The sequence below is a fragment of the Rahnella sp. CG8 genome (assembly GCF_023701875.1).
In the GTDB taxonomy this organism is placed as follows: Bacteria; Pseudomonadota; Gammaproteobacteria; order Enterobacterales; family Enterobacteriaceae; genus Rahnella; species Rahnella aceris.
This window is the reverse complement of the sequence record NZ_JABAED010000002.1, coordinates 90,432-106,951: the sequence shown is the minus strand read 5'-3', so window position 1 is coordinate 106,951 and position 16,520 is coordinate 90,432. Positions and strand designations below refer to the sequence as shown.

The window sequence follows — 16,520 nt, the reverse complement described above, 5'->3', positions numbered from 1 at the left end:
AAGTCAGACACGCAGTGCTTGCGCAGAAAGGGATGCAACAGACGGAAGCTGCGGACGGCGGCGGCTCAGCGCCAGGTAGAAGTTTTCCAGAGATTCGATCAAACGCTCTTCCAGTGCGGGGGCCAGCTTCGCAGGGAACGTCTGATAATCGGTGATCAGGCTGTCATCTGCGAAAACGCCCTGCAAAACTTCCTGTGCTTTCAGCGAGGCGAGTACCGGTTTTAGGGCGTAATCGACGGCCAGCATATGGCCGATAGATCCGGCTGTAGCCAGTGGCAACACCACTTTATGGTCGAGCGCGCGTTCTGGCAGTAAATCGAGCAGGGTTTTCAGTGCGCCGGAAAAAGACGCCTTATACACTGGTGTGGCGACGATCAGGCCATCCGCACTCGCCAGTTCAGCATTCAGTTGCTTGAGTTGCGGGCTGCCAAAATTAGCGAAAAGCAGATCGTCTGCTGAAAAATCCTGAATATTGTAGGTAAAGACTTCAACGCCACGGCTCGCCAGCCACTGGTGGCTGAGTGCCAGCAGGGAAGAGGAGCGGGAGGGTTGTCGCGGACTGCCTGCCAGAGTCACTACACGCATTTGCTTATTCCTTATAACAATCTGTTATAGAACTATCATTTTTCTTAACGAAGTGAGGTAAACCTAGCAGGCAGAGGCGGCGCAGCGGAAATCTCAATTTTGGCTATGGAAAGTTTCAAAACAGATAAAGCACGTGTCGGGTGTGCTGCGGGGCGATGGGGGGAAAGGAAATAAAAGTGAATTAAAGGTAACAAAAAAGTAATCGTTTGCGCAGCGAAGCAATTATTCGGCCAATATACCGGTTATCGTTTCCAATTAAGCGGCGCTTAGTCGATAATACCGCCCCGTCTAGCCACCGGGAATCCAGGAGTCTCCATGTATTATCCTCTTGTCAGGAAAGCACTGTTTCAGCTCGATCCAGAGCGCGCCCACGAGTTAACCTTTCGTCAGTTGAGCCGCATTTCCGGCACCCCGTTTGAATTCTTGATCCGCCAGTCAGTGCCCACCAAACCGGTAAACTGCATGGGATTATCCTTTAAGAACCCTTTGGGACTGGCCGCAGGCCTGGATAAAGACGGCGAATGTATTGATGCGCTGGGCGCAATGGGCTTTGGATTTATTGAAGTCGGTACTGTGACCCCGCGTGCGCAGGCCGGTAATGATAAGCCGCGTTTATTCCGTATTGTGGAAGCTGAAGGCCTGATTAACCGCATGGGTTTCAATAACCATGGCGTGGATAATCTGGTGAATAATGTCAAAAAATCACATTTTGGCGGCATTCTGGGGATTAATATTGGCAAGAATAAAGATACGCCTGTTGAGCACGGCGCAGACGATTATCTGACCTGTATGGAAAAAGTATATCCGTACGCCGGTTATATCGCGGTGAATATTTCATCACCTAACACGCCGGGATTACGTTCACTGCAATACGGTGAAGCGCTGGATGATTTGCTGGCAGCGATTAAGAATAAGCAGCTTGAGTTACAGCAACGCCATCAGAAATATGTGCCTGTTGCGGTGAAGATCGCACCGGATCTTTCTGAGGAAGAATTGATCCAAATAGCCGACAGTTTAGTGCGCCATAATATGGATGGCGTGATTGCGACCAATACCACACTCGATCGTAAACTGGTTCAGGGGCTAAATTATTGCGAACAGGTTGGTGGTCTGAGCGGGCGCCCGTTGCAGCTGCGCAGCACAGAAATTATCCGCATGCTCTCTCATGAATTACAAGGGCGTCTGCCGGTTATTGGTGTTGGCGGTATTGATTCATTAACGGCGGCCCGTGAGAAAATGGCCGCAGGCGCTTCCTTAATTCAAATCTATTCCGGCTTTATCTTTAAAGGTCCGGGTCTGATCAAAGATATTGTTACCCATATCTAATATTTTTCATCCTGAAGACGAGTCAGGGGTTTATTTATTAACCCGGCTCGTCTATATTTTGTCCACTGGCCGTAATTCAGGCTCAGGATTTGTCTGATATCGTTTCGTTACTGAAAAATCTATTCTTACAGATTAGCCGGTAATGAAGTCAGGCAGAGGGCATGAGGGTAAACAGGATGACGAAATGAAAATTAAACCAGATGATAATTGGCGTTGGTATTTTGATACAGAACATGACCGGCTTATGCTGGACCTCGCCAATGGCATGATTTTCCGTTCCCGTTTTCCCGCCAAAATGTTAACTCCTGATGCTTTCGGAAATATGTCATTTTGTGTCGATGATGCGGCGCTGTATTTTGATTTTGAAGAACAGTGCAAACATATTCGTCTCGCAGCTGAACAACGCGCTGAATTAGTTCTGAATGCCTTAGTCGCTTATCGTTTTTTAAAACCGCTGATGCCGAAGAGCTGGCATTTCAGTCAGCAGATGCGTCCTTTCCAGCCTGCTAATGGTCAGCTTGCTCAGGTGCAGGTGATGGAAAGCGGTGAACAGGCGACATTACTGGTGGTGGAATCCGGTGATAATGCCAGTCTGTGCCTGCTGGCGCAGGAACGGCTGACGGTCGCAGGGCGCGGCATGGTGCTGGGGGATGCTATTAAAGTGATGCATGACCGGCTAATGCCAGCAGCATTCCGCGTTGACAGGGATGATGTTTACGATCAGGCAGTTTAGTTTCCTGCCTGATCCTCATTAAATACACCTCTAGCCGAGCACGATATCCGTAGCCGGAATACAACTACACGCTAATATCGTTCCATCTTTTCCCACTGCACTCTCTTTCAGCGGTGCCACTTTTCCTTCTTTCAATATCATCCTGCACGCGCCACAAATTCCTGCACGACAGGAATAGGGGATACGTAATCCCTGCAATTCCAGCTGCTCGAGCAAAATCTGCTGATTGTTGCCGGTAAACTGCGTTCCCTGATAATTAATGCGGACGTCCTGCGCGGTGCTTTTTGGCGCTTCCACATTTTCAATGATATCGCCCGCGCAGTAAGGCCGTGGTGGCCTGGTTGCCAGCACCTGAACGCTGTCGCCTGCGCGGATCACGCCGCTGTTGCGGGCAATCATGTTCTGACCGAAATCGACATCGCCGTCGCTGGCGGTACGATAGCCCTGCAATGTTTTCAACGGTTCGCCACGCGGATGTTTGCGACCTTTTTCGATACTGACTGTGGTAAAAATACAGCGGCTGCAAGGTTTCACCAGATCGAAAATCACTTCCCCGATGCGGATCGTCTGCCAGCTGTCTTCGGCATAGGCTTGTGCGCCGCTGACCACGATGTTCGGCCTGAATTGCTCAATCCTGACACCGCCCGGACAGCGGCGCTGTAAATCCTGCATTGAGGCTTCATTGATCAGCAGATACGGGAATCCGTCAGCAAACGACAGCGGCACTTCCGGATGTTTTTTTACCCGGCGCGTCGGTTCATCGCCAACCCAGCGCAGTTGAACGTCACGCTTTAAATAGCCACTTAACCAGCGATTTACGGGTTCCGGCGCGATGAGTGAGGTAAACTGATTGCCCCAGACTTCCGTCGGCGAGTGAACGCCTGCGAAATCACGAAATTTGACTGTGATGCTTTCGCCTTCGGGCGCGGAGATCATCAGACCATCGGGCAACAAAACCGGCGTGAACAGAACGAGGTTCGGATACTGGCGGGCTGTAATGAACATGCCTTGCGGATCGGTAATCATAAACTGGCGATCGAACGCCAGGCCGGTTGCTGTCACCAGCGAGTATGAAACCTGCAGGCCGCGCATGGATTTGACCGGGTGAACAAATAAACGTGAAAGAATGGGCACTGAAGACTGCCTCTCAGAGTGTAAAGTCTTAAGAAGAACCAGAGACTTTATGACAAGAGGCGGGGATTAGCTATAATGCGCAACAATTTTATTTTTGGTGATATGTCGATATGAACTCTTTGTTTGCCAGCACGGCGCGTGGACTGGAAGAACTGTTAAAAAGCGAACTGGAAACGCTGGGCGCGCAAGCCTGTAAAGTTGTGCAGGGAGGGGTGCATTTTGAAGGTGACGATCGCCTGCTGTACCGCAGCTTATTGTGGAGCCGTCTGGCTTCGCGCATCCTGTTGCCGCTGAACGAATTCAAAGTTCACAGCGATCTGGATCTTTATCTTGGCGTGATGGCGATCGACTGGCCGGCCGTTTTTGGCGTGGAAAAAACCTTCGCTGTGCATTTCAGCGGCCTGAATGACGAAATCCGTAACAGCCAGTACGGTGCACTGAAAGTGAAGGACGCCATCGTCGACAGCTTTACCCGCAAAATGGACGAACGTCCGAATGTGGCGAAACAGCAGCCCGACATCCGCGTAAACGTCTTCCTGCAACGTGATACCGCCAGCGTCGCGCTGGATCTCAGCGGCGAAGGCCTGCATCAGCGCGGCTACCGCGATCTGACCGGTCAGGCGCCGCTGAAAGAAAACCTGGCAGCAGCGATTGTAATGCGCTCCGGCTGGCAGGCGGGCACACCGATGGTCGATCCGATGTGTGGTTCCGGGACATTGCTGATTGAAGCGGCAATGATCGCTGCCGATCGCGCGCCTGGCTTACATCGTCAGCACTGGGGCTTTACCGGCTGGAATAAATTTGACGCTGAACTGTGGCGCGAACTGACCGCAGAAGCGCAGGTTCGTACCCGCCGTGCGGTGCAGGAAACCACGTCCCGTTTCTTCGGTTCTGATATCGACCGTCGCGTGATTGAGATGGCGCGTGCGAACGCCCGTCGCGCTGGTGTTGCGGAACTGATCAGCTTTGAAGCCTCAGAAGTTGGGAAACTGGTGAATCCGCTGCCGGAAGGCCCGGTGGGTACGGTCATCAGCAACCCGCCATACGGCGAGCGTCTGGAAAGCGAACCGGCATTGATTGCGTTGCATAACATGCTCGGCCGCATCATGAAGACCAAATTTGGTGGCTGGCAGTTGTCGCTGTTCAGTGCGTCACCGGAATTGCTGAGCTGCCTGCAACTGCGTGCTGAGCGCCAGTTCAAAGCTAAAAACGGCCCGCTGGAATGTGTGCAGAAAAACTATCAGCTGGCAGAAAACCCGACGGGTGCGGCCGGTACGCAAATGGCGGAAGATTACGCTAACCGCCTGCGTAAAAACGTCAAAAAACTGGAAAAATGGGCCAAACAGCAGGGCATTGAATGCTATCGCCTGTATGATGCCGATTTGCCGGATTATAACGTTGCGGTTGACCGCTATGGCAGCAAAGTGGTGGTGCAGGAATATGCGCCGCCAAAAACGGTTGATGCACAAAAAGCCCGTCAGCGCTTGTTTGACGTGATAAACGCCACCCTGTCTGTACTGGATATTTCATCCAGCCAGTTGATCCTGAAAACCCGTGAGCGCCAGAAAGGCACCAGTCAGTACGAGAAACTGGCGCAGAAAGGTGAGTTCCTGCTGGTTGAGGAATTCAACGCTAAACTGTGGGTTAACCTGACGGATTATCTCGATACCGGCTTGTTCCTTGATCACCGCATCGCCCGCAAAATGCTGGGTGAAATGAGCAAAGGTAAAGACTTCCTTAACCTGTTTGCTTACACCGGTACCGCCAGTGTTCATGCTGGCCTGGGCGGCGCGCGCAGCACGACCACGGTAGATATGTCCCGCACATATCTGGAATGGGCGGAAAAGAACCTGCGTGCCAACGATCTGACCGGCCGTCAGCATCGACTTATCCAGGCGGATTGCCTGTCATATCTGGGCATGTGTGACGAACAGTTTGATGTGATCTTTATCGATCCACCGACGTTCTCCAACTCGAAACGTATGGCCGAAAGTTTTGACGTACAGCGTGATCATCTGGCTCTGATGAAAGATCTGAAACGCATTTTACGTCGCAACGGCACCATTATGTTCTCCAACAACAAGCGCGGTTTCCAGATGGATCTCGACGGACTGAGTAAACTGGGGCTGAGCGCGAAAGAAATCACCAGCCAAACCCTGTCACAGGATTTCGCCCGTAATCGTCAGATTCATAACTGCTGGCTGCTGTCCCATGCCGGCGAGGAAAAATAAAGTTTATGTCGTTAATTAGTATGTCAGGTGCCTGGCTGTCATTCAGTGACTCGCCGCTGTTGGATAACACCGAATTACACATCGAGCCGAATGAGCGTGTCTGTCTGGTTGGCCGTAACGGTGCCGGTAAATCGACGCTGATGAAGATCCTGAACCGCGAAGTGCCGCTCGATGACGGGCGTATCGTGTATGAGCAGGATTTGATTGTGGCGCGTCTGCAACAGGATCCGCCGCGCAATGTCGAAGGTACGGTGTTTGATTTCGTCTCCGAAGGTGTGTTCGAGCAGGCTGAACATCTGAAGGCGTATCACGCGATTTCGCATCTGGTTGAAACCGACCCGAGCGAAAAGAACATGAACAAACTGGCTCAGGTGATGGAGATCCTCGATCATCAGGGCCTGTGGCAGCTCGACAGCCGTATCAACGAAGTATTGCTGAAGCTGGGTCTGGATGCAGATACAGAGCTGAAATCCCTGTCCGGCGGCTGGCTGCGTAAAGCGGCGCTGGGCCGTGCTCTGGTCAGCGCGCCGCATATTCTGCTGCTCGATGAACCGACGAACCATCTGGATATCGAAAGTATCGCGTGGCTGGAAGATTTCCTGAAGGAATTCCAGGGCAGCATTATCTTCATTTCCCATGACCGTTCTTTCATCCGCAATATGGCGACGCGCATTGTCGATCTTGATCGCGGCAAACTGGTGTCTTATCCAGGTAATTACGAAGCCTATCTGCTGGCAAAAGAAGAAGCCTTACGCGTTGAAGAACTGCAGAACGCCGAGTTTGATAAAAAACTGGCGCAGGAAGAAGTGTGGATCCGTCAGGGTATCAAAGCCCGCCGTACCCGCAACGAAGGCCGCGTACGCGCTCTGAAAGCCCTGCGTAAAGAGCGTTCCGATCGCCGGGAAGTGATGGGCACCGCCAAAATGCAGGTGGTCGAAGCCGCGAGTTCAGGCAAGATTGTCTTTGAAATGGAAGACGTTTATTACAGCATTGCCGGAAAACAACTGGTGAGCAACTTCTCTGCGCAAGTCATGCGTGGTGATAAAATTGCGCTGATTGGCCCGAACGGTTGTGGTAAAACGACGTTGCTGAAACTGATGTTAAGTAAGATTCAGGCAGACAGCGGCCGTGTTCACTGCGGTACTAAACTGGAAGTGGCGTACTTCGACCAGCACCGTGCTGAGCTGGATCCTGAGCGTACGGTGATGGATAACCTGGCCGAAGGTAAGCAGGAAGTGATGGTCAATGGCCGTGCACGCCATGTACTGGGCTACCTGCAGGATTTCCTGTTCCACCCGAAACGTGCCATGACACCGGTGAAAGCGCTGTCAGGTGGCGAACGTAACCGCCTTCTGCTGGCAAAATTATTCCTGCGCCCAAGCAACCTGTTGATCCTCGATGAACCGACCAACGACCTGGATGTGGAAACTCTTGAACTCCTGGAAGAGATGATCGACAGCTATCAGGGCACGGTACTGCTGGTGAGTCATGATCGTGAATTCGTTGATAACTCGGCAACCGAATGCTGGATTTATGAAGGCGATGGCGTGATCAACAGCTATGTCGGTGGTTACCATGATGCACAGCATCAGCGCCGCAACCAGAAGCCAATCCGTCAGGCGGTGACCACGGAAAATAAACCCGCTGCACAACCTAAAGCAGAACCGGCCAAACGCACCGCGAATAAGCTCAGCTATAATCAGCAACGTGAGCTGGAACAATTGCCTTCGCAAATCAGCACTCTGGAAGAAAAAATCAGTGCCTTGCAACAGCAAATGAGCGATGCGAATTTCTTCACCCTTCCTCATGAAGAAACGCAGCAGGTGCTCACCGCTTTCGCTGCCGCAGAGCTTGAGTTAGAGCAGGCGTTTGAACGTTGGGAAGCGCTGGAAGCGCAGAAGAACGCTTAACACTGCCTCATGATTGGCAACCGGATAAAGGGAAGGCCGGTTGCCGATATTCGTAGTCTTTCCGCTGTTGAGGAGTCGATAGTGTGTTCTGACGCCCATGATCATGACCCGCACATATTATGTCCCCAATGCGATATGCTGGTGGCAATACCCGGCCTGCACATCGGGCAAAAAGCGGTGTGTCCCCGTTGCCACACTACGCTAACCTCCCGCTGGAATGAGCCTCGAAGACGTCCTGTCGGTTATGCCATCAGTGCGTTGTTCATGCTGTTGCTGGCCAATCTCTTTCCTTTCGTCAATATGAATGTTGCCGGGCTGAGCAGCGAAGTCACGCTGGTGCAAATCCCTCAGGTTCTGGTTTCAGAAGACTATGCCAGCATGGCGTCGTTATTCATGATCGTGGTGCAACTGCTCCCGGCCATCTGCATGCTGTCCATTATCATCCTCTGCCAGAGTTTCAATATTCCCGTTCGCTGGAAAGTTGTCATTGCCCGGACCTTATTCCAACTGAAAGCCTGGTGTATGGTCGAGATTTTCCTTGCCGGGGTACTGGTCAGCTTCGTGAAACTCATGGCTTATGGCGACGTGGGCGTGGGCAGCAGTTTTTATCCCTATGTCCTGTTTTGCCTTCTGCAATTGCGTGCCTTTCAATGCACTGACCGTCTTTGGATATGGCAGCACATCGAACCTGCTCCGGCGGTAGATCAGCCACTGCGCATGGGAGAAAGCGGTCTGCGTCAGGGTCTGCGATCCTGTCATTGCTGCATGGCAATTTTACCGGTTGATCAGAAAGAATGCGGCCGTTGCAAAACCCATGGTCATGCACGGCGTAAAAATAGTCTGCAATGGACAATGGCTCTGCTGGTGACCTCCGTTCTGCTGTATATCCCGGCAAATCTGTTGCCTATCATGATCACTCAGGTACTGGGTAATCCGATACCGTCTACGATTATGGCCGGGGTGGCGCTGTTATGGAGCGAAGGTTCCTATCCCGTGGCTCTGGTTATTTTGATCGCCAGTATTATGGTACCGACGCTCAAAATGATCGCTATTGGCTGGCTATGCTGGGATGCGAACAGTAATAAAGAGATCGACAGGGAACGATTACATGTCATTTACGAGGTGGTTGAGTTCGTTGGCCGCTGGTCAATGATCGACGTGTTTGTTATTGCGGTACTGGCGGCGCTGGTGAGAATGGGGCAACTGATGAGTATTTATCCGGATATTGGCGCGCTGCTGTTCGCCGGCGTAGTTATCCTCACCATGTTTGCCGCAACGACATTTGACCCAAGGCTCATTTGGGATCGTGCTGGAATGAAGTCTACAAAGGAGCCACAAGATGGCGGGAAATAACATGGCAGAGCATGACGGAACTGCCAAAGTAGAGAAAATTAAACGCTGGTCGCCAGTGTGGATCGTACCGATCGTCACTGCGCTGATTGGCGCGTGGATCCTGTTTTATCACTACAGCCATCAGGGCCCGGAAGTCACGCTGATCACTACCACTGCTGAGGGTATCGAAGGTGGCAAAACCACCATCAAAAGCCGTAACGTCGATGTCGGTAAAGTAGAGTCCGTTACGCTTAGCGATGATTTACAACAAGTTATCATCAAAGCACGACTGAACACCGGCATGGAAAAAATGCTGCGCGGGGACTCTGTTTTTTGGGTAGTGAAACCGCAAATCGGACGTGAAGGCATCTCCGGTCTGGGCACATTATTGTCCGGCGCTTATATTCAGCTGCAGCCGGGTAACAAGGGGGGAGAAAAATCAGAATATAAACTGGATGACTCCCCCCCGCTGGCTTCACCTGATGCGAAAGGGATCCGCGTGAGTCTGGAAAGTGAGCGTTCCGGTCAGCTGAGTCCAGGCGACCCGGTGTTGTTCCGGGGTTTCCAGGTCGGTACGGTGGAAACCAGTCACTTTGATCCGAAAGCACGTAACATCAAATACCAGCTTTTCATCCGTGCGCCTTACGACACACTGGTAACTGATAACGTGCGTTTCTGGAAAGACAGCGGCGTGAACTTCGATATGTCTGCCGCCGGTATGCGTGTCGAAATGGGGTCACTGACCACGTTATTTAGTGGTGGTGTCAGCTTTGATATTCCGAATGGCTGGACGCAGGGCAACGAAGCCAAAAATGGTGACAGTTATAAGCTCTTTGATGATCAGAAAAGCATTCAGGAATCGCTGTATACCCGTCACACGGATTACGTGATGTTCTTCTCGGATTCTATTCGCGGTCTGCAACCTGGCGCACCTGTTGAATTCCGTGGTATTCGTCTGGGTACTGTGGCCGAAGTGCCTTATCCGATGAATGTGGTGAAACAGCAGATGTCGGACGATTATCGTATTCCTGTGCTGATCCGCATTGAACCCGATCGCTTCGTTCAACTGCTGGGCAGTAATTTCAATATTGAAGATCATATCCGTGACGGTATTGCTCAGGGTCTGCGTGCTTCGATGAAATCCGCCAACCTGTTAACAGGGGCGATGTATATCGATCTGGATTTCTATCCGAATGAAAAACCGTGGAAAGGGCCGCTGGAAATTGGCGGGCATAAATTGTTGCCGACGGTGAGCGGAGGCTTTGCACAGATTCAGCAAAAACTGATGACAACCCTCGATAAGATCAACAATCTGCCAATCGAACCGATGATGCGCGAAGCGACAAGTACGCTGGCTGAAAGTCAGAGGACGATGAAGTCAACGCAGAAAACGATTGAGTCTCTGAACGCGATTGTCAGCAGTAAAGAGATGAAAAATCTGCCTCAGGATATGCAGCAGACGCTGATTCAGTTGAACCGCAGCCTGAAAGGCTTCCAGCCTGGTTCGCCAGCGTACGGCAATCTGGTCGGCGATATGCAGAGTCTGGATAAAACCCTGCGTGAGCTGCAACCGGTATTGAAAACGCTGAATCAGAAAAGTAACGCACTGATTTTCGCTGCCCCAGGGCAAGATGATCCTCAGCCGAAGAAGGCCAAATAATGATGAAATGGATACCTGTCGTCTTAGCATTATTCCTGACTGCCTGTAGCAGCAGTGATCAGAAAACCTACTACCAGTTGCCTGTGCTGAGCAGCACCGTAACAACAGGTAGCGTGATGTCTGCAGGTGCCGTACAGCGGCATCTGTGGGTTGAGCGGGTGAGTGTTGCTGATTATCTGGCAGGGTCAGGGCTGGTATATCAGACCAATGATGTGCAGTACACGCTGACCCAGAATAATCTCTGGGCCAGTCCGTTGGATCAGCAACTACAGCAAGCACTGGTCACCTATTTACGCCGGGACTTGCCGGGCTCGCTGGTTTCCACTCAGGCGGCGAATACCGACGATCAGGATGTGCTGAACGTTAATGTCACCGGTTTCCATGGCCGCTATGACGGTATTGTGATCGTCAGTGGCAGCTGGAGCCTGACACGCAACGGGCAGATGATTCAGCGTGATTTCACCCTGAATCTCAAGCAAAACGAAGATGGCTATGACGCGCTGGTCAGAACGTTGGCTACCGGCTGGCAGCAAGAAGCGGGCCAGATTGCTGCGCAGATAAGATGACGTTTTTTTAAGCTTAATATTTTTTAAGTTAAAGATAAAAAATCCCGGTTTCTGACCTGACAGACACCGGGATTTTTTTATGGGGATCAGCCAGATGAGGGATTAATTGGCGCGATTATTTTGTGCGCAATCCAATAATATAGCTCACAAATATGACATTGGCGTGAATTTTGCGCATTGACCTCTCCTCATATTGCAGCTATTTGTTAGATGTGGACGCAGAAGCGGGCCACTGTTTTCTTTCCACCTGACCTGAATAATGAGGGATACAAGGCATGAAGAGACAAAAACGCGATCGCCTGGAACGGGCACAATCACGTGGATATCAAGCAGGTATTGGCGGACGCTCAAAAGAGATTTGTCCGTACCAATCATTAGATGCCCGATCACACTGGCTCGGGGGTTGGCGACAAGCCATGGAGGACAGGGCTGTTACCGCTTAAGCGGCTACCCTGTCAGAATAAGGAACAACCTCCGCTGTGCGCGGAGGTTTTTGTTTGTGGCAAATACCATCCCTGTTCGCTGAAAAACACGCATAAAAAACGGCGAGCCCATCAGACTCACCGTTTTATCAGACTCAGCAACAGGCTCTCTTAGAAAGCAGCCGCGTCTTTGAACAAACCCACTTTCAGATCAGTTGCGGTGTAAATCACCACACCATCAACCAGCACTTCACCATCAGCTACGCCCATGATCAGTTTACGGTTGATAACACGTTTGAAATTCAGGCGGTAGGTGACCAGTTTTGCGGTTGGCAGAACCTGACCGGTGAATTTAACTTCACCCACACCCAGTGCGCGGCCTTTGCCTTCGCCACCGAGCCAGCCCAGATAGAAGCCCACTAACTGCCACATGGCATCCAGACCCAGACAACCAGGCATTACCGGATCGCCAATAAAGTGACAACCAAAGAACCACAGATCAGGGTTGATATCTAATTCAGCTTCAACATAGCCTTTGCCATGGGTGCCGCCGTCTTCTTGCATCTTTACGATACGATCCATCATCAGCATATTGCCTGATGGTAACGGAGGGCCACCAGCGCCGAACAGTTCACTGCGGCCAGAAGCTACGAGGTCTTCTTTCGTATAGGAATCGCGTTTATCTACCATGTTCTATGTAAGCCTTATTTTAATGAAGGGCGAAGTTTAGCGAACAGCTGTAAGCTGAACAACTCCGATCAGCTGCGATTGAACCAGTTCAACCAGCGAAGAGGCCACGGATAACGCGGGCTGCCTTGCGATGTCGCCAGCGCAATACGCTGCTGAATTAATCCCAGCAGACTCGGACGCTCTTCTTCAGCTTCTTCTTCGTTTGTGTAAATCAATCCGGTCAGGATAGGTAGCGCTTCGGCTGCGTTATCAACTGCCCATAAATGAAACTGGCCTTCGCGAACGGCGTCCAGAACCTGCGGATGCAGGCACAGGTTGCGCACGTTGCTGGTTGGCAGAATGACCCCTTGTTTACCGGTCAAACCGCGACGTTGACAAACTTCGAAGAAACCTTCGATTTTCTCGTTTACGCCACCAATAGGTTGCACATTCCCAAACTGATCGACAGAGCCGGTGACCGCAATTTGCTGGTTGATCGGCTGCATCGACAACGCACTGATCAGTGCGCAGAGTTCAGCAAGTGAAGCGCTGTCGCCGTCCACTTCTCCGTAAGACTGCTCAAATACAATCGAGGCGGAAAAGGGCAGAGGCTGGTCGAGTTCTAACTCGGAAATCAGAAAGGCCTGCATAATCATCATGCCTTTGGCATGCAGATTACCACCTAACTCGGCTTTACGTTCGACGTCTGTAAATTCGCCGTCGCCGGCATGTACGACACAACTAATTCGGGAAGGTTCACCCAACGCTCGCGGATGCCCCGGATATTCCAGTACAGACAGGCCATTAATCTGCCCGACAACTTCGCCTTCTGTTTCAATGCGAATTTGTCCAAGTTCGATTTCATCCTGCATACGCTCCTGGAGATAACTCTCACGCCATGCACGTGCACCGGATGCCGCTTCAAGAGACTTAACGCTCAGCAACTCGTCTTCATTATAGAGTGCAGCTTCGCTAAGCTGGGTGTTCAGCCATACTGGGTCGAGTGTCAGACTGCCCTGATCGGTGCTGTGACGAATGGCCATTTTCAGAAACTCGGGCCATGCATCAGCGGCCAGGCGTGGGATCTCAAGCTCATCAGCCAGCGTATTGACATAACCACACCAGGTTTCCATATCGCTTTCTTCCGTCAGCGGCAGGTCGGCTTCAAATTCACCATAAATGGAAGAATCCACCAACTCTGGCTCCATATCACTGAGGTCACCAAGCGATAAGCGGTCACCGACCAGAATCAGGCGAATATCCAAAGGCATCGGAGGGACTGTCACAGGTAAAGGTGTCGTCTCATCTGGTGAGACCCAATGATATTGACCTTCGGTGATCATCTGTTTCAGACGCAACCACATCAGAGGCTGCGCGATGAGGGTACGGATGGAAAGTACCAGCACACCGCCATTCACCTGGTGTACCAATCCCGGCTCCAGCTGGATCTGGTCTTTGTAAATGCGCACGCACCCGAACAACTGTTCAGGTTCAACCCATTCACGATACTGGCAGGTCGATTTCGCCGCGAATGCATCTTCCGCTGTCTTCGCCGCCAGCAGCGTTACCTTATTGCCTTCAATATGGTAACGGTTACCCGTGACTTCCGCCGGTTCAGGTAGTAAGTCGCTGACCACCTGCGTAATGCGTGACAAGTATTCGCGATTTTCCTGCGCCTTGAGCGTCATAAAACGCACACGTGAGCGGGGATGACAAAACAGCGTTAAACCATTTTCCAGCCGGGGCTGAATTCCTGCAAAATCGACAGGGGCTAACTGGGCAGCCGTTGCAAAGATTGCCTCGTAAGGCGCGGAGTCGGGCAGTAAAAGCTGCCAGTCAAGTCGGTTATTGGTCAATGTGTTAGCTGTTTTCTATAAAAAGGGAAAGTGCGATTATACAAGAATAAATCCGGCTGCATACAATGAGAGTCGTAGCGGAATTGGTCTTAGTGCACATTGCTGTACAGGTGGGCAAAAAACAACCAAAATAAGCGGTTTTATTTGGGGTGAAAATTGAATTAAAGCTGTTATGCTTAGTAAAGTTACGTGGTCACCGAAGAGTTCACGATGAAATATCAGCAACTGGAAAATCTCGAAAGTGGTTGGAAATGGAAGTATCTGGTGAAAAAACACCGGGAAGGTGAGCGGATCACCCGCCATTTGGAAAACAGCGCTGCCCAGGAATCCGTGAATCAACTTCTCAACCTGGAAAACGAGCCGGTCAAAGTGTCAGACTGGATTGTTAATAATATGAATCCGGCGCTGGAAAATCGTCTTAAGCAAACGATTCGTGCACGCCGTAAGCGTCATTTCAATGCAGAGCATCAGCACACTCGCAAAAAATCTATCGATTTAGAATTTCTGGTCTGGCAGCGTTTAGCGGGATTGGCACAAAGGCGTGGTGTCACGCTTTCTGACACAATCATTCAGCTGCTTGAAGATGCCGAGCGTAAAGAGAAATACGCGAATCAGATGTCTTCATTGAAAGAAGATTTAGAACAAATACTCGGCAAGAAAGATATTGGATAGATTTGCTTTCGCGTCTCAGGGAGTCAGCTATTTGCTCTGACCGAAGGCATAAAAAAAACCCCGCCATGGCGGGGTTTTTAGTATCTGTAGCTAAAGCGTGTTATTAAGCCTGTGGCTGAGTAACAGTATCTTTGTAGCCTTTAACTTCGATTTCTACACGACGGTCTGGTGCCAGGCAGTCGATCAGAGCAGCACGGCCTTTAACGGAGTCACAGGTAGAACCGGTAACTGGGTTAGATTTACCCTGGCCTTGTGCAGAGATCTTGTTAGCAGGGATACCTTTAGATACCAGGTAATCTACTACGCTCTGAGCACGTTGCTCAGACAGTTTTTGGTTGTATTGTTCTGAACCGATACGGTCGGTGTAACCCAGAACGATAACAGAACCGTCTTTAGGATCGATAGAGCTCAACTGGCTGTACAGCTGATCCAGAGCCTGTTGGCCTTCTGGTTTCAGAGTCGCTTTGTTGAAGTTGAAGAGAACGTCAGATTTCAGAGTGAATTTCTTAGTCTCTACAACTGGAGCTGGAGCTGGTGCTGGAGCAACAACTGGAGCAGCTGCTTCATCTTGACCGAAACGGTAAGAAACACCTACAGACAGCATTGCGTTATCAGGACGTGCACCAACGGTAGCCGCGTCACCAATGTTGTTAACCCACTGGTAATCCAGACGGGTAGCCCAGTTTTTGGTTACTGCGTATTCAACACCAACTGCTGCCAGTGGAGAAACACCAGTGTCATGATCACTTACGCGACCATTAGCACCGTTGTTGAAGTTACCTTTAGCATCTGCACGCCAAACCATACCACCCAGACGGGTGTACAGGTCCAGATCGTCAGTCAGCGGGTAGCTCAGTTTAGCAGCCAGCTGAACGCCTTGTGCTTTGAACGCGCCGTTATTTACGCTGCCTTTGTAAGGCATACGGCCAAGCCAGTCATATCCCATTTCAAAGCCCAGGTATTGGTTCGCTTGGTAACCCAAGAACGCACCTGCACCCAGTTGGCTTTCGTGGGTAGGGCCGTTGCCGATACCGTTGTAAGCGTTTGCGAAACCAGTGTCATGGTATTGGGACCAGCCCAATTTACCACCGGTATACCAGGTGTTATCTTTAGGGGCGGCTTGCGCTACGGTAGCGAAACCTGCCAGTGCCACTGCTAATGCGATAGCTGTCTTTTTCATTTTGCGCCTCGTTATCATCCAAATAGGCAATTGAGCTTTAAGCTTTTTAAGCCCTTGGTTAAAATCCTTACGCCAAGATTATTGCTTCATTTCAGAACTTGCCACTTTACGTTGGCATTATCGAGCAACCTTGGCGTTGTAAAGTCTACAACGTGGCGCGAAACTTACAAGCTTGATGTGTTAACACCGTGGAAAAAAAGGGAAAAACGGACACATTTCTTAACGGCTTTGGCAATTTGCTGAC

At 51.0% G+C, this 16,520-nt stretch carries 14 protein-coding genes; 9 read left to right on the top strand and 5 right to left on the bottom strand.

Annotated elements, in window-relative coordinates; genetic code table 11:
* Positions 1 to 3: 3 nt before the first annotated feature.
* Positions 4 to 585 (bottom strand): NADPH-dependent FMN reductase, encoded by a 582-nt coding sequence (gene ssuE / locus HGO41_RS02490; RefSeq protein ID WP_013574862.1) that lies wholly within the window; start codon positions 583 to 585, stop codon positions 4 to 6.
* 315 nt (positions 586 to 900) lie between these two features.
* Between ssuE and pyrD the strand changes: the two genes are divergently transcribed.
* Together pyrD and HGO41_RS02480 are read left to right on the top strand one after the other, a co-directional pair.
* Positions 901 to 1,911: a quinone-dependent dihydroorotate dehydrogenase gene (pyrD, locus tag HGO41_RS02485; RefSeq protein WP_013574863.1), complete on the top strand. Its 1,011-nt coding sequence runs from the start codon at positions 901 to 903 to the stop codon at positions 1,909 to 1,911.
* 184 nt (positions 1,912 to 2,095) lie between these two features.
* Positions 2,096 to 2,644 carry a cell division protein ZapC gene (locus tag HGO41_RS02480; protein WP_013574864.1) on the top strand — a complete coding sequence of 183 codons (549 nt, stop codon included), beginning with the start codon at positions 2,096 to 2,098 and terminating at the stop codon, positions 2,642 to 2,644.
* 30 nt (positions 2,645 to 2,674) lie between these two features.
* Here the strand turns inward: HGO41_RS02480 and HGO41_RS02475 are convergent, their stop codons facing one another.
* On the bottom strand, positions 2,675 to 3,778 hold the full coding sequence (locus tag HGO41_RS02475) for a YcbX family protein (protein ID WP_013574865.1): 1,104 nt from the start codon (positions 3,776 to 3,778) through the stop codon (positions 2,675 to 2,677).
* Positions 3,779 to 3,888: 110 nt separating this feature from the next.
* Between HGO41_RS02475 and rlmKL the strand changes: the two genes are divergently transcribed.
* The 6 genes from rlmKL (at position 3,889) to rmf (ending at position 11,920) form a co-directional block, all read left to right on the top strand.
* Entirely contained in the window at positions 3,889 to 6,009 is a 2,121-nt protein-coding gene (rlmKL, locus tag HGO41_RS02470; protein ID WP_013574866.1) for a bifunctional 23S rRNA (guanine(2069)-N(7))-methyltransferase RlmK/23S rRNA (guanine(2445)-N(2))-methyltransferase RlmL, read from the top strand.
* Positions 6,010 to 6,014: 5 nt separating this feature from the next.
* Complete coding sequence (locus HGO41_RS02465) at positions 6,015 to 7,919, top strand: ABC transporter ATP-binding protein (protein WP_013574867.1); 1,905 nt, start codon at positions 6,015 to 6,017, stop codon at positions 7,917 to 7,919.
* A 78-nt stretch (positions 7,920 to 7,997) separates the two neighbouring features.
* Complete coding sequence (gene pqiA / locus HGO41_RS02460; RefSeq protein WP_369794817.1) at positions 7,998 to 9,272, top strand: membrane integrity-associated transporter subunit PqiA; 1,275 nt, start codon at positions 7,998 to 8,000, stop codon at positions 9,270 to 9,272.
* A complete protein-coding gene (gene pqiB / locus HGO41_RS02455) occupies positions 9,259 to 10,911 on the top strand; it encodes an intermembrane transport protein PqiB (RefSeq protein WP_112197638.1) in 1,653 nt (550 codons plus the stop codon). Before pqiA ends, pqiB begins: the two co-directional genes overlap by 14 nt.
* Positions 10,911 to 11,477, top strand: a complete 567-nt coding sequence (gene pqiC / locus HGO41_RS02450; protein WP_013574870.1) for a membrane integrity-associated transporter subunit PqiC — start codon at positions 10,911 to 10,913, stop codon at positions 11,475 to 11,477. The genes pqiB and pqiC overlap by 1 nt, the downstream gene beginning before the upstream one ends.
* Before the next feature lie 275 nt (positions 11,478 to 11,752).
* Positions 11,753 to 11,920, top strand: coding sequence for a ribosome modulation factor (gene rmf, locus HGO41_RS02445; RefSeq protein ID WP_013574871.1), 168 nt, complete (start codon positions 11,753 to 11,755; stop codon positions 11,918 to 11,920).
* 150 nt (positions 11,921 to 12,070) lie between these two features.
* Here rmf and fabA read toward each other — a convergent pair whose 3' ends face one another.
* Both fabA and HGO41_RS02435 read right to left on the bottom strand, forming a co-directional pair.
* Positions 12,071 to 12,589, bottom strand: coding sequence for a bifunctional 3-hydroxydecanoyl-ACP dehydratase/trans-2-decenoyl-ACP isomerase (gene fabA / locus HGO41_RS02440; RefSeq protein ID WP_013574872.1), 519 nt, complete (start codon positions 12,587 to 12,589; stop codon positions 12,071 to 12,073).
* Positions 12,590 to 12,657: 68 nt separating this feature from the next.
* Positions 12,658 to 14,424: an AAA family ATPase gene (locus HGO41_RS02435; RefSeq protein WP_013574873.1), complete on the bottom strand. Its 1,767-nt coding sequence runs from the start codon at positions 14,422 to 14,424 to the stop codon at positions 12,658 to 12,660.
* Positions 14,425 to 14,634: 210 nt separating this feature from the next.
* On the opposite strand from HGO41_RS02435, the gene matP reads away from it, so the two are divergent.
* The gene (matP, locus tag HGO41_RS02430) at positions 14,635 to 15,096 is read left to right on the top strand and encodes a macrodomain Ter protein MatP (RefSeq protein WP_037035996.1); all 462 of its coding nucleotides are present in this window, start codon (positions 14,635 to 14,637) and stop codon (positions 15,094 to 15,096) included.
* A gap of 103 nt (positions 15,097 to 15,199) precedes the next feature.
* Here matP and ompA read toward each other — a convergent pair whose 3' ends face one another.
* Positions 15,200 to 16,276, bottom strand: a complete 1,077-nt coding sequence (gene ompA / locus HGO41_RS02425; protein WP_013574875.1) for a porin OmpA — start codon at positions 16,274 to 16,276, stop codon at positions 15,200 to 15,202.
* Positions 16,277 to 16,520 lie beyond the last annotated feature (244 nt).

What these genes read in the sequence shown, in the direction of transcription:
- ssuE (WP_013574862.1), bottom strand. Translation starts at nt 585, where the DNA reads ATGCGTGTAGTGACTCTGGCAGGCAGTCCGCGACAACCCTCCCGCTCC.
- pyrD (WP_013574863.1), top strand. Translation starts at nt 901, where the DNA reads ATGTATTATCCTCTTGTCAGGAAAGCACTGTTTCAGCTCGATCCAGAG.
- HGO41_RS02480 (WP_013574864.1), top strand. Translation starts at nt 2,096, where the DNA reads ATGAAAATTAAACCAGATGATAATTGGCGTTGGTATTTTGATACAGAA.
- rlmKL (WP_013574866.1), top strand. Translation starts at nt 3,889, where the DNA reads ATGAACTCTTTGTTTGCCAGCACGGCGCGTGGACTGGAAGAACTGTTA.
- HGO41_RS02465 (WP_013574867.1), top strand. Translation starts at nt 6,015, where the DNA reads ATGTCGTTAATTAGTATGTCAGGTGCCTGGCTGTCATTCAGTGACTCG.
- pqiB (WP_112197638.1), top strand. Translation starts at nt 9,259, where the DNA reads ATGGCGGGAAATAACATGGCAGAGCATGACGGAACTGCCAAAGTAGAG.
- pqiC (WP_013574870.1), top strand. Translation starts at nt 10,911, where the DNA reads ATGATGAAATGGATACCTGTCGTCTTAGCATTATTCCTGACTGCCTGT.
- rmf (WP_013574871.1), top strand. Translation starts at nt 11,753, where the DNA reads ATGAAGAGACAAAAACGCGATCGCCTGGAACGGGCACAATCACGTGGA.
- fabA (WP_013574872.1), bottom strand. Translation starts at nt 12,589, where the DNA reads ATGGTAGATAAACGCGATTCCTATACGAAAGAAGACCTCGTAGCTTCT.
- matP (WP_037035996.1), top strand. Translation starts at nt 14,635, where the DNA reads ATGAAATATCAGCAACTGGAAAATCTCGAAAGTGGTTGGAAATGGAAG.
- ompA (WP_013574875.1), bottom strand. Translation starts at nt 16,276, where the DNA reads ATGAAAAAGACAGCTATCGCATTAGCAGTGGCACTGGCAGGTTTCGCT.